The organism is Nocardia alba NBRC 108234, assembly GCF_001612665.1.
Taxonomy (GTDB): domain Bacteria; phylum Actinomycetota; class Actinomycetes; order Mycobacteriales; family Mycobacteriaceae; genus Nocardia; species Nocardia alba.
Genome location: NZ_BDAX01000001.1, coordinates 325,228 through 337,653, shown reverse-complemented (window position 1 = coordinate 337,653; position 12,426 = coordinate 325,228). Strand labels below are relative to the sequence as shown.

The following is a 12,426-nucleotide window of genomic DNA, read 5'->3' as shown; positions in this document are numbered from 1 at the left end:
CACCAACGGCGGTCCGAGGCGAGGAGCGTTCGTGACCACGTACCCGCCGATCGACGATCACGGCATCGTCGGCGATCTCCAGACAGCGGCACTTGTTTCCGCGGCCGGAACCATCGACTGGTGGTGCGCGCCACGCTTCGATTCACCCAGTGTGTTCGCGTCATTGCTCGACAGCGACAAGGGCGGATATTGCTCGCTCGCGGTCGAAACCAGCAACGCGGTGACCATCCGGCAGCTGTACCTGCCTGATACGGCCATCCTGTTGACGCGGTTCTCCGGGCCCGACGGCGTCGGCGAAGTCGCCGATTTCATGGAGCCGATTCGCGGCACCGAACCCGCCGAACGGCACCGATTGGTGCGAGTGGCGCGCGTGGTGCGCGGAAGTTTCACGTTCACGCTCGAGTGCCGCCCCCGGTTCGATTACGCACGCGCCACCCACACTCTCGACCGGGTCGACGAACGAACCGCCGTCTTCCGTTCCGACATCGCCGAGTTGCACCTGCAATCGACCGACCCGATCGCACTGCACCCCGACGGCGGCGATATCACCGCGCGATTCACCTTGTCCGCCGGTGAACGAGCTGCGGTCGTGCTGACCACCGCTCCTCCCGGCGCGGACTTCACCTCGGCGCCGATGTGGGCGACGATCGCGCGCGAATTCGACCAGTGCCGTCGCTTCTGGCAGACCTGGTTGCGCTCGTCGACCTACCGCGGACGCTGGCGCGACATGGTCAATCGCTCCGCGATCACCCTGAAACTGCTCACCTACGCCCCGACCGGCGCGCCGATCGCCGCCGCGACCATGGGGTTGCCCGAACAGATCGGCGGCGAACGCAATTGGGACTATCGCTACACCTGGATCCGGGACGCCTCACTGACGATGCGGGCGCTGAGCGACCTCGGCTTCACCGAAGAGCCCTTCGCGTTCCGTCGCTGGTTGCGCGACCGGGTCGACGCGGGCGGCACCGCCTCCGGCGAGCCCTTGCAGATCATGTACCGCGTCGACGGCGACCCGCACCTGGACGAGACGACGCTGCCCCACCTGGAGGGATACCAGGGCTCTGCGCCGGTGCGGGTCGGCAACGGCGCCGCTGACCAGATCCAGCTCGACATCTACGGCGAGGCGGCCGACGCGCTGGCGCAGGGGACCGACATGGCCGCCATCGCCGGCTGGCGAACATTCTGCGGCCTCGTCGACTGGCTCGCCGACAACTGGGATCGCCCCGACGAGGGCATCTGGGAAACCCGCGGCGGCCGACAGGAATTCACCTACAGCCGGCTCATGACGTGGGTGGCGTTCGACCGCAGCATCCGGATGGCGACCGCGCAGTCGCGGCCCGCCGACGTGGTCCGCTGGACCGCCGAACGCGACGCCGTCTTCCGCCAGATCATCGACCGCGGCTGGAGCGAGAAACGCCGAGCGTTCGTGCAGCACTTCGCCACCGACGTCCTGGACGCCTCACTGCTGCTCATGCCACGGATGCGATTCCTGTCCCCCACCGACCCGATGTGGCTGAGCACCCTCGACGCGATGGACAAGGAGCTGGTCAGCGACAGCCTGGTCTACCGCTACGACCCCGAGGCGTCACCGGACGGCCTGCGCGGCACCGAGGGCACCTTCAACCTGTGCAGCTTCCTCTATGTCGAGGCCCTCGCCCGGACCGGTCGAGTACAGCAGGCCCGCTACGCCTTCGACAAGATGCTCACCTATGCCAACCACGTCGGCTTGTTCGCCGAGGAGATCGGTCCCTCGGGCGAGCAGTTGGGCAATTTCCCCCAGGCGTTCACCCACCTGGCCCTGATCGCCGCCGCCATCGCGCTCGACGAAGAACTCGATCGCGCCGAGGCCGAGCCGCCGTCGGACTGATCCGGGCATCTCACCGTGCACGTCATGCAATTGTGCACACCATGCCAATTTGCTCGGGCACAGCCGCATAGCTCGGCGCGGCGGTGGTGGCGGCTGTCACGCGCCCGACGAGTCCCACGGCCCCGGTCCTGGGGAAATCCGGGAGTCGGTGCACCGACGAGTTCCGGTGGACGCCGTGGCGTGCCAGACTGACGGCGTGAGCGGGCCGGTGGAGAAACCCAGTGGGGCACAACCGAACGACAAGCCGACGCGTGAGCGCGGTGATGTGATCGGCAGTGGCGTCCTGTGGCTGGCCAAGTGGTCGCTGTGCATCGTGGCGATCGCGGTGGGCGCATGGGTACTCGGCACGATCACCGCCCGCCTGTGGGTGGTGCTGCTGCCGGTCGCGCTGGCGATCGTGGTGACAACGATCCTGTGGCCACTGACCCGCGGGCTGACCCGGCGCAAAGTGCCGCCAGCGGTCGCCGCGTCGATCACGCTGCTCGGGTTCGTCGCACTGATGGCGGGCGTCGTCGCGCTGATCGTGCCCTCGGTGGCCGATCAAGCGCCTCAGCTCGCCGACAAGTCCACCGACGGGGTCAACCAGGTACGTCACTGGATTCAGGGACCGCCACTGCGCATCCGCGACGAGCAACTCGATTCCGCGGTCGAGGCGATCATCGGACGGCTCCAATCCAGCGGCGCGCAGATCGCCAACGGCGTGTTCACCGGCGTGTCCACCGCGACCTCGGTGTTGATCACCGTGTTCCTGGTGTTGGTGCTGGTGTTCTACTTCTTGAAGGACGGCCCTCGCTTTCTGCCCTGGATGCATCAGGTGTTCGGCAGTCGCAGCGGTCGCCACGTCGAGGCCGTCCTCGAGCGGGTGTGGGCGACCCTGGGTGGATTCATCCGCACCCAGGCGATCGTCAGCATGGTCGACGCCGTCCTCATCGGCGCGGCGCTGTTCATCCTCGATGTGCCGCTGGCGTTGGTGCTGTCGGTGATCACCTTCATCGGCGGATTCATCCCGATGGTCGGCGCGTTCGTCGCGGGCGCGCTCGCCGTGCTCGTCGCGCTGGTCGGCAACGGGCTCACCACAGCGCTTATCGTCCTCGGCGTCGTCATCGCCGTGCAGCAGCTGGAAGGCAATGTGCTGCAACCGGTGCTGCAGAGCCGCAGCATGGAACTGCACGCGGTGATCGTGCTGCTCGCCGTCACCGCGGGCGGCTCGCTCTACGGCATCACCGGAGCCTTCCTCGCCGTGCCTGTCGTCGCGATGATCGCGGTGATCATCCGCTATATCGGCGAGCAGATCGACGCGGCCACCGGAACGAAGCCCGCCGTCGCCGAACCCGATGTCGACCAGGCAACGCCGGCATCGGACTCCGGCGCGGCGCCCGACCCGAGCACCTAGCGCGCCTTCGGCTCAGCGTCCGCGCGAGATCTCCGCACGAGCCCGATCGTCGTCGCCTACCTCGATACCGCACGAGCCGGCACCGCCGCGCGCTCGATCGGCCAGGGCGATCAGGCCCGCCGCGGCAGTGGCCGTCGCGGCGGCGACGATCAGCCAGGGCCAGCCGACCCAGCCGATCGCGGCGGCCCCGAACGCCGTACCCAGACTTCCCCCGACGAAGTACACGGACATGTAGGCGCTGTTGAAGCGGGCGGGTGCGTGGGAGTCGATGGCCAGCACCGCACTCTGATTGGCGACTTGCGCGGCGAACAGTCCGGCATCGAACAGGCCGAGACAGACCAGCGTCGCCGCGGTATTCGACAGCGCGACCGACAAAGCGACGACCGAGCCCAGAGCGAGCGCGAGCCCCACCAGGATCACCGTCCTCGGCCCGACCCGATCGGTCCAGCTGCCCGCGATCCTCGTGGCGAGCACGCCCGCCAGCCCCGCACAGCCATACAGGCCGATTCGTTCGGGAGAAAACGAATAGGGCGGCTGCGACAGCACCACCGCGAGACCTGCCCACACCGCGCAGAACGCGAAGAACCACAGCGCGCCTCGCACCGCCGCCCAGCGCAGCGCGGCGAATCGGGCGAAGAGCCCCGGCATCCCCCGCACCGTGTCCAGATATCCGGACGCTGCCCGGCCGCGCGCTGCGGGGAGGACGAAATACGACACCGCGCCCACCACGACGCAGGGCACCACGAACACCAACAGCATCGCGCGCCAGCCGATCACCTCGGTGAGCCAGCCACCGACAATGCGCCCCGCGAGGATCCCCGACGAAATGCCCGCGGTGACGATTCCCAGCACCGTGGCCCGCCGACGCGGCGCCGCGAACCGCCCCGCCACCGAACTCAACTGAGCTCCGACCGCCGAACCCGCTCCGACGACACCGATGACCAACCCCAGGACCATCGGAGAATGGGCCACAGCCCCGGCGATCGACGCCAGTGCCAGCGCCGCGAACTGCGCCGCCACCACAGTTCGCGGGGAGAACCGGTCCACCAGCGGCACCAGCAGTACCAACCCCGCCAGATAGCCGATCGGGCCACCCGCCAACGCGGTACCGATCACCGCCGCGGAGGTCTCCAACGATCCGGCCACCTCGGCGACGGCCGGTTGCAGCAGATAGACGCTCGCGGTCGCCAGCGCGGCGGCCAGCGCCATGAACCACACGACCGACACGCGCAACGCGGTGGCCGAGATCTCCGTAATCCGTTCGGTGTCCATGGAACCGACGATAGGAATCGCACCGCCTCGGATCCGGCGGAAAACGGACGCCTATCAGTCGCCGGTGCCGATCTGACCAACGGACCCCGCGCAGAAGGGGGTTCGTTGGTCAGCGAGCTCCAGCGGAGCTCACTTCTCCTCGACCAGGTCCTTGTCCACCTCGGCCATCACCGCTTCACCGCGCGCGACCATGCCCGCTTCGTCGGACAGGGTCAGATGCGGGATGAACAGCGCCAGTGCGAACGCGAGCACCGCACCGGGGATCAGGTACCAGAATCCGGGAACCAGCGCGTCGACGTAGGCGCTGACGATCGCGTCGTGCAGGTTGTCGGGCAGGTTCTTGACCACCGAGGGGATCAACGCGCTCGGGTCGATTCTCGCCGCCGCCGCTTCCTGCCAGTTCGCCTGGAAGGCGCCGGTGAGGTTCTCGGTCAACCTGCTGGTGAAGATGGAACCGAAGATCGCGATGCCCAGCGCGCCGCCCATCTCACGGAAGTAGTTGTTGGCGCTGGTCGCCGTGCCGATCTGGTCGGGTGCCACCGCGTTCTGCACCACGAGCACGATGATCTGCATGATCAGGCCGAGTCCGGCACCCATGACGAACAGCATGGCCGAGACCAGCCACATCGAGGTAGCGGCGTCCAGTCGGGTCAGCCACAGCATGTCGATCGCGATGAGCGCGGCGCCGATCGGCGGATACACCCGGTAGCGACCGGTTTTGGTGATCACGTTCATCGAGGTGATCAGCGTGAGCATCATGCCGATCATCATCGGGATCAGCAGCAGCCCTGACACCGACGCGGAGGTTCCGGTGGCCATCTGCAGGTAGGTCGGGATGAAGCCGATCGCGGCGAACATCACCAGGCCGACGAGGAATCCGATCAGCGAGGTGAGCACGAAGGTGCGATTGCGGAACAGCCACAGCGGCAGCATCGGCTCCTGTGCCCGCGACTCGACGAACACGAAGGCCGCGACCACCACGACCAGGGCGGCGATCATCGACACCATCACCGTCGAGCCCCAGGCGTACTGCTTGCCGCCCCAGTCGGTGATCAGGATCAGCAAGGTGGTGGCGCTCGACATGAGCACGATGCCGAGGTAGTCGGGCCGGAACTTGGGTCGGTGGCTGGGGATGCTCAGGTAGCGGAAGGCGATGAACAGCGCGGCGATGCCGATCGGCACATTGATCCAGAAGCACCACCGCCAGTCGAGGTGGTCGGCGAACAGCCCGCCGAGCAACGGGCCCGCGACGGAGGTGATGCCGAAGACGGCGCCCATCGGCGCCATGTACTTGCCGCGATCCTTGGCGGGCACCACATCGGCGATGATGGCCTGCGCCAGGATCATCAGACCACCGCCGCCCACGCCCTGCAGACCACGGAACGCGATGAACTCCCAGAACCCGGTCGCGGCCGCGGCACCGATCGACGCCGCGGTGAAGACGGTGATCGCGAACAGGAACAACCACCGCCTGCCGAACATGTCGCCGAGTTTTCCGTAGATCGGCATCACGATGGTGGTGGCGAGTAGGTACGAGGTGGCGGTCCAGGCCATGTGGGAGACGCCGCCGAGTTCGCCGACGATGGTCGGCATGGCGGTGCCGACGATCATCTGGTCGAGGCTGGCCAGGAACATGCCCGCGATCAGCGCGGAGAAGATCAGCCAGATCCGCTTCTGTGTCAGGACGATCGGGGTGGGCGGCGAGTCAGCCGTGGTGGTCATCGGAGCGTCTCCCTTGTGCTGTCGTCCGGCCGGAACAGCCGGGCGGCCATGGCGCAGTGCTCGTGCAGCGCTGCCGCCAGCGACCCCTGCGGGTCCGCGGCCAGCGACATCGCCGCCCGCATGGTGATGGTTGTCATGATGCCCGCGGTGAGCGAGGCGAATTCGGGGTCGACGTCGGCCCCGCGCCGGGCCGTGAGGAGCTCGGCGATGGCGGCCTCCATCCGGGCGCCGGAGGCGATGAACGCGGCGAGCACTCTCGGCTCGGCCATGACCAGTTCGGTCACGAGCGAGATGCCTTCGCGCACTTCGCTTTCCGGTTGGAAGCCGGCCGCGTGCAGCCAGGTGAGGTCTTCGATGAGCACCCCGGTCGGACCGCCCGCGATGAATTCGCGTCGAGCCTGCGGCGTGCCGATCTCGCCGATCGGGCCGACCACCGCGTCCAGCTTGGTCTCGTAGTAGTTGAAGAAGGTGCGTGGCGAGACGCCCACCGCCTTGGCGATGTCGTCGATGTTGGTCGCGTCCAGCCCGTGCTCGACCGCCAACCGCCGTGCGGCCAAGCAGAGATCGAGCAGGGTTCGCTGCTTCTTCTGTTCCCGCAGACCGCCCGAGGCCTGCTTGACCGACTCTCGCGTCACGGTTAAAAAAGTAGCACAAACTGCAATATTTCAGAAACTGCAACTATTTCCCGACCGAACCTCCGGAGCAGGTCTGCCCGCGTCGATGCCGGGAAAGCAGCCGATCCGGGGCGACACTGAGAGGCGTGGACATCGACCCCGAGGACACCGTCGAGCAGGCGCTCCCCCGGAGCAGGATGCCGACCTGGCTACCACGGGCGATGGTGCTGGCACTGGTGTTCTTCGGGCTGTTCCTGCTCGCGGACTGGGCGTTTCACCGGCTGACCGACCTGCTGATCATCATGTTCGTCGCGTTCTTCGTCGCGCTGGCGATGGAACCCGCCGTCGCGCTGCTGGTGCGCCGCGGCGTGCCGCGCGGGCTCGCCACCGGCCTGGTGTTCGTCGCCACCTTCGCCTGCGTGCTGGGCTTTCTCGCCGCGCTGGTGACGCTGCTGGTGCAGACAGCGACCAACCTGGCCCACGAGACGCCACGACTGCTCAACGAGGGCGTCGACTGGGTCAATCACACCTTCGGCCAACACTTCACCACCCACGACCTGAGTCAGCGGCTACTGCGCGAATCCGACCTGCTCGAGAGCTACGCGCACACCGCCGCCGACAACGCCTGGGGGGTGTCGGCCACGGTCCTCGGCGGCTTGGCCAAGGTCGCGACTATCGCGCTGTTCAGCGTCTATCTCACCGCGGCCGGCCCGAAGGTGCGGCGCACCGTCTGCTCCCTGCTGCCGCCCGCCCGCCAGCAGACCTTCCTGCACGCCTGGGACCTCGCCATCGACAAGACCGGCGGCTACCTGTTCTCGCGGTTACTGCTGGCGATCGTCTCCGCGATCGCGCACGGCGTGTTCCTGTGGATCCTGCACCTGCCCAACCCCATCGCCCTCGGGGTCTGGTTCGGCGTGATCTCCGCGTTCATCCCGACCATCGGCACCTACATCGCCGCGATCGTGCCGATCTTCGTGGCGCTGACGGTGGATCCGATGGACGCGGTATGGATCATCGTGTTCGCGGTGATCTACCAGTGGTTCCAGGACTATCTCCTGCAGCCGCGTATCACCGCGCGCACCGTCGATGTCAACGCCGCGATCGCACTGCTGGCCGTGCTGGCCGGTGGCGCGCTGCTCGGCGCGGTCGGCGCGCTGCTGGCCATCCCGGCCACGGCCACCGTGCAAGCATTCCTGTCCGAGTACGTGAAACACTATGCGGTGAACGAGGATCCGCGAATCGAACGGACGACAGCGCGCCGAAAGCGAGCGCGCCCCGCGGTCGAGAAGGTTGTCGCTCCGAAGGGCGACGATCAGTCCGGCTGAGATCAGGGGTCGCCGACCGGGCCGTGACCATGCGCCGCGAGCTACGGTGCGTCCCCGTAGATGACGAGCCAGATCGCCCGCCCCAGCGATTCGGCCAAGGCGTCCTCGCCGACACCGGTTTCGGCGGCGAAGGCGACCGAGATCGTGCGTTCGACCATCGAGGTGAGGATCAGCGCGGTGGCCCGGGGGTCGAGCTGTCGGCCGACCCGACCCGCCGCCTGTTCGGTCTCCAGCCGCACCCGTACCAACTCGGCGAAGGTCGCGACCCTGGCGCGCCAGTAGGCGCCGACTTCGCGGTCGTAGGAACCTACTTCGGTGAGTGCGAGCAGCAGATAGCGATGGTCGCGGAAGCCGCCGATCATCGCGCGCATCGCCAGCACGACTCCGGTCTGCTGATCGGTGTGCTCGGCACTCCACCACGACTCCGCCGCGGCGAACAGATCGGTCGTGGCCAACTCGGCCATCCGGATCAGCAGTCTGCTCTTGTCCGGAAAATAGCGGTAGAAGGTGGATCTCGCCGACCCGGAGGCCGCGGCGATCTTCTGGACGGCGATCTCGGTGAACGGGGTCCCATCGGCCAGCAGGTCTTCCACCGCGGCGAGCACGCGAGTTTCGAATTCCGCCCGCCGGTCATCGGTGGGTTTGCGGGCGGTTCGCGGGACACGGGTCAGCGAGGGCATCGGCGCTCCGTCGCCGATACCGCAACAGGCGCGCTGGCATTGACCATGTGACCCATTGTGCCCGCAGACCGGCCGACTGCTGTGGCGGCGGGGTGCGAGCGGTGGCAATCCCCCTGTCCAGGTTGACTGTTGACACCTGAACGCGACCCACCTCATCATCAATCGGACACACTGTCCGAGACTCAGTGGCCGAGGTGGTTCTCATGGTCGATTCCCCCGTCACCGCCGTTGAACGGACCGATGTCGTCGTAGTCGGGGCCCGCTGCGCGGGATCGGCCGCCGCGGCGACCTTCGCGAAAGCGGGCCGCGCTGTCGTCGTGCTCGACGCCGCCACCTTGCCGTCGGACACCCTGTCCACCCATCTGCTCTGGCCGGCCGGCCTGGCCGAACTCCAGCACCTCGACGCACTGGCCGCCGTCGAGGCTCTCGGCGCGCCGCGGCTGACGACGGCCTACGCGCAGGCCGCGGGCCACGGCGTCGATTCCGGCTACCCTTCGGTCGACGGCATCGACTACGCGATGTGCGTGCGCCGCACCGGACTCGACGCGGTGCTGGCCCGCACCGCCGTGAACGCGGGCGCCGACGTGCGCCCACGCAGCCGGGTCACCTCGGTGGTGTGGGACGGAAACCGTTGCGCCGGTGTGCGATACCTCGACGCCGAGGGCCGGACCAGAGAGATCCGCGCGGCGCTCGTGGTCGGCGCCGACGGGCGGCGCAGCACCATCGCGCGCGAGGTGGGCGCCGACCAGCCGTTTCTGACCGTGCCCAGCGGGCGCGACTGCTACTTCGCGTATTGGCGTGACCGCGCCGACGCCCCACGTCATATCGCCGCCCAGTGGCGGGTCGGCGCCGACCTCGGCACCGCCTTCCCTTGCGACGACGGCCTGGTGCTCAGCCTCGTGCAGCCGCCGGCGGTCAGCGAAGCCGGACGCGGTCCCGGCGCGGCGCAACGCCGCTACACCGAGGCGCTGGCCCGGATTCCGGACCTGACCTACCGCCTGCGCGGCTGCGAGCAGGTGGGCCGGATCCGTTCCGCCACCGGCATTTCCTCGTACTTCCGGCGTTCGGCGGGCCCGGGCTGGGCGCTACCCGGCGACGCCGGACATTTCAAGGATCCCGTCACCGCGCAGGGTATCCGCGACGCGCTGCACTACGGCCGCACTCTCGCCGAGTCGGTCGGCGACGTTCTGGACGATCCCCGGGCACTCGACGCGGCCGTGGCGGAGTGGGAGCGCCGTCGCGTCGTCGAGTGCCGCGAGATCTTCTATTGGACGAATCGGTTGGCCCGGGGGGAAACTCTGCGCCCCTTGGAGATCGAGCTCTATCGCAGCGCCGCCGACGATCCGGCGCTGGCACAGATCACCGCGGGGATCTTCTCCCGCACCCACCGACCGGCCGACCTGTACACCCCGTCGCGCGCGCTCGGTCTCGCGGTGCGCGCCTCGGTCCATCAGTGGGCACACCTGCCCGCCGTCCTGGCCGACGTGGCGCGCGAGATCCGCGACTCGACCCTCGAATGGCGGACCACGCGCACGACGCTGCGTGGCGACGCCGCTACTGCCACGACATCGCCGAGCCCGCACGTCACCCTCACCACCGCAGGTCCAGGAGAACACCATGTCTGATCAGCCGACACCGTTGTCAGCACCGATCACCCGCCGCACCGCGCTGCGCGCCGGGCTCGTCCTCGGCGGCGCGCTCGCCGTGACCGCCCCGACCGCCGCGGCGACCCCCGCCCGGCGCTCACCGCTACTACGCTCCGGCGGCAAATCGGTGGCGATCTTCGGCGGCGGGATGGCCGGGCTCAGCGCCGCGCACGAACTGGCCGAGCGTGGCTACGACATCACCGTCTACGAGCCCGCGTTCCTCGGTGGCAAGGCCCGCAGCATGGACGTGCCGGGGACCGCGTCACCCGGTCGCGCGAACCTGCCGGGTGAGCACGGGTTTCGCTTCTTCCCCGGTTGCTATCAGCATGTTCCCGACACGATGAGCCGAATCCCGTTCCCCGGCAACCCGAACGGCGTACGCGACAACCTCGTGCGGGTCGAGGGTACGGTCGCCGGCTTCCAGGGCCTGCCGCCGATCTTCGCCCCCGTCGAGCTCGGCGGGCTGAGTCAGCTGACCCCGGAACTCGTGCAGAACAGCATCATCGGCGCGCTCGGCTTCATCCCCGACCTGCCACCACACGAGCTGGCGTTCTTCGCCAAACAGATGGTGGTGTGGTTCACCTCCAGCACCGAACGTCGCTTCGGTCAGTGGGAGTACGTGACCTGGGAACAGATCATGCAGGCCGAGGGAAAGTCACCCGCCTACCGGAAATACCTGGTGAACGCGCTCACCCGGATCACCGTCGCCGCGAAACCGCAGACCAGCTCGGCCCGAACCATCGGCACGATCGGCGAGGCCCTCGTCCTCGCCGCGTCCGGCACTATTCCGCAGTTCTCCGGTGGGGTCGACCGAATCCTCAACCGTCCGACCAATGTCGCGTGGATCGATCCGTGGGTCGAACACCTGCGCGGGCTCGGCGTCCGTTTCGTCATGGGACAGGGCCTTGCCGCATTGCAGATGGCCGGCGGTCGCATCGCCTCGGCGACGGTCAGTGGACGGAGTGGCGCCACGGCGGTGACCGCCGATCACTACCTGTGCGCCATGCCGGTCGATCGTGCTGTCGACCTGCTCGACGACGCGATCATCGACGCCGATCCACGACTGGGCGGGATGCGAAACCTGGTCACCGACTGGATGGTCGGCATCCAGTACTACCTGCGCCGCCCGACCGAGATCCCCGAAGGACACATCGCCGCACTCGGCTCTCCCTGGGCACTGACCGCCCTGCGCCAAGCGCCCATGTGGGTGGGCGATTTTCCCGCCACCTACGGCGACGGCTCGGTGCTGGAGTGTCTGTCGGTCGACATCTCCGACTGGGACACACCCGGAATCCTTTTCGGCCGCACCGCCAAGGAATGCACGGCCGACGAAATCGCCATCGAGACCTGGGCTCAGCTCAAAGCCTGGCTCAATACCGGCACCGACTGGTTGCGCGACGAGGACATCCACTCCTGGCATCTCGACCCCGGCATCACCTGGTCCGGCGGTGCCATTCACAACGAAACCCCGCTGCTGGTCAACACGGTCGGCTCCTACGACAATCGCCCCGACGCGCACTGCGCGATTCCCAACCTCTACTTCGGCGGCGATCACGTGCGCAATCACATCGATCTGGCCACCATGGAGGGTGCCAACGAATCCGGCCGCGCCGCGGCCAACGCCATCCTCGACGCCGCCGACGACCCGAGCCCGCGCGCCCAGATCTTCCCGCTGGTCTCGCTGCCCGCGTTCGCCGCCGCCAAGGCCATCGACGCGGATCGCTTCCGCGCCGGTCTTCCGCACCTGCTCGACGGCTGAACCACCCAGCCGCGATCGGCCGCAACGGCAGTGTCCCACGCACGATGGACCTGCCGTTGCGGCGGACGCAGGTGGCGTTCATTCGGTCGACCTCTTGACCATCGGCGATTTCTGGTGCACGCTGACACCACTTCATTGCGGTGCAATA

At 68.1% G+C, this 12,426-nt stretch carries 9 protein-coding genes; 5 read left to right on the top strand and 4 right to left on the bottom strand.

What is annotated here, in order from left to right:
* Window positions 1-31: 31 nt before the first annotated feature.
* Together NA12_RS01575 and NA12_RS01570 are read left to right on the top strand one after the other, a co-directional pair.
* The gene (locus tag NA12_RS01575; RefSeq protein ID WP_067445255.1) at window positions 32-1,867 is read left to right on the top strand and encodes a glycoside hydrolase family 15 protein; all 1,836 of its coding nucleotides are present in this window, start codon (window positions 32-34) and stop codon (window positions 1,865-1,867) included.
* Between the two features lie 196 nt (window positions 1,868-2,063).
* Window positions 2,064-3,260: an AI-2E family transporter gene (locus NA12_RS01570; RefSeq protein ID WP_084472287.1), complete on the top strand. Its 1,197-nt coding sequence runs from the start codon at window positions 2,064-2,066 to the stop codon at window positions 3,258-3,260.
* A gap of 12 nt (window positions 3,261-3,272) precedes the next feature.
* On the opposite strand, the gene NA12_RS01565 is transcribed toward NA12_RS01570, so the two are convergent.
* The 3 genes from NA12_RS01565 to NA12_RS01555 form a co-directional block, all read right to left on the bottom strand.
* Window positions 3,273-4,532 carry an MFS transporter gene (locus tag NA12_RS01565; protein ID WP_067445103.1) on the bottom strand — a complete coding sequence of 420 codons (1,260 nt, stop codon included), beginning with the start codon at window positions 4,530-4,532 and terminating at the stop codon, window positions 3,273-3,275.
* 129 nt (window positions 4,533-4,661) lie between these two features.
* Window positions 4,662-6,254 (bottom strand): MDR family MFS transporter, encoded by a 1,593-nt coding sequence (locus NA12_RS01560; RefSeq protein ID WP_067445100.1) that lies wholly within the window; start codon window positions 6,252-6,254, stop codon window positions 4,662-4,664.
* Window positions 6,251-6,889, bottom strand: a complete 639-nt coding sequence (locus tag NA12_RS01555) for a TetR/AcrR family transcriptional regulator (RefSeq protein ID WP_067445098.1) — start codon at window positions 6,887-6,889, stop codon at window positions 6,251-6,253. Before NA12_RS01555 ends, NA12_RS01560 begins: the two co-directional genes overlap by 4 nt.
* Before the next feature lie 125 nt (window positions 6,890-7,014).
* On the opposite strand from NA12_RS01555, the gene NA12_RS01550 reads away from it, so the two are divergent.
* A complete protein-coding gene (locus NA12_RS01550; protein WP_243654865.1) occupies window positions 7,015-8,193 on the top strand; it encodes an AI-2E family transporter in 1,179 nt (392 codons plus the stop codon).
* Window positions 8,194-8,234: 41 nt separating this feature from the next.
* Here NA12_RS01550 and NA12_RS01545 read toward each other — a convergent pair whose 3' ends face one another.
* The gene (locus NA12_RS01545) at window positions 8,235-8,873 is read right to left on the bottom strand and encodes a TetR/AcrR family transcriptional regulator (RefSeq protein ID WP_067445096.1); all 639 of its coding nucleotides are present in this window, start codon (window positions 8,871-8,873) and stop codon (window positions 8,235-8,237) included.
* Window positions 8,874-9,076: 203 nt separating this feature from the next.
* Between NA12_RS01545 and NA12_RS01540 the strand changes: the two genes are divergently transcribed.
* Both NA12_RS01540 and NA12_RS01535 read left to right on the top strand, forming a co-directional pair.
* On the top strand, window positions 9,077-10,498 hold the full coding sequence (locus tag NA12_RS01540) for an NAD(P)/FAD-dependent oxidoreductase (RefSeq protein WP_084472285.1): 1,422 nt from the start codon (window positions 9,077-9,079) through the stop codon (window positions 10,496-10,498).
* On the top strand, window positions 10,491-12,278 hold the full coding sequence (locus tag NA12_RS01535; protein ID WP_067445093.1) for a hydroxysqualene dehydroxylase: 1,788 nt from the start codon (window positions 10,491-10,493) through the stop codon (window positions 12,276-12,278). Before NA12_RS01540 ends, NA12_RS01535 begins: the two co-directional genes overlap by 8 nt.
* The last annotated feature ends 148 nt before the right edge of the window (window positions 12,279-12,426 follow it).

Excerpts from the sequence above, each read along its gene's own strand:
- NA12_RS01540 (WP_084472285.1), top strand. The coding sequence starts at position 9,077 with ATGGTCGATTCCCCCGTCACCGCCGTTGAACGGACCGATGTCGTCGTA.
- NA12_RS01560 (WP_067445100.1), bottom strand. The coding sequence starts at position 6,254 with ATGACCACCACGGCTGACTCGCCGCCCACCCCGATCGTCCTGACACAG.
- NA12_RS01565 (WP_067445103.1), bottom strand. The coding sequence starts at position 4,532 with ATGGACACCGAACGGATTACGGAGATCTCGGCCACCGCGTTGCGCGTG.
- NA12_RS01535 (WP_067445093.1), top strand. The coding sequence starts at position 10,491 with ATGTCTGATCAGCCGACACCGTTGTCAGCACCGATCACCCGCCGCACC.
- NA12_RS01545 (WP_067445096.1), bottom strand. The coding sequence starts at position 8,873 with ATGCCCTCGCTGACCCGTGTCCCGCGAACCGCCCGCAAACCCACCGAT.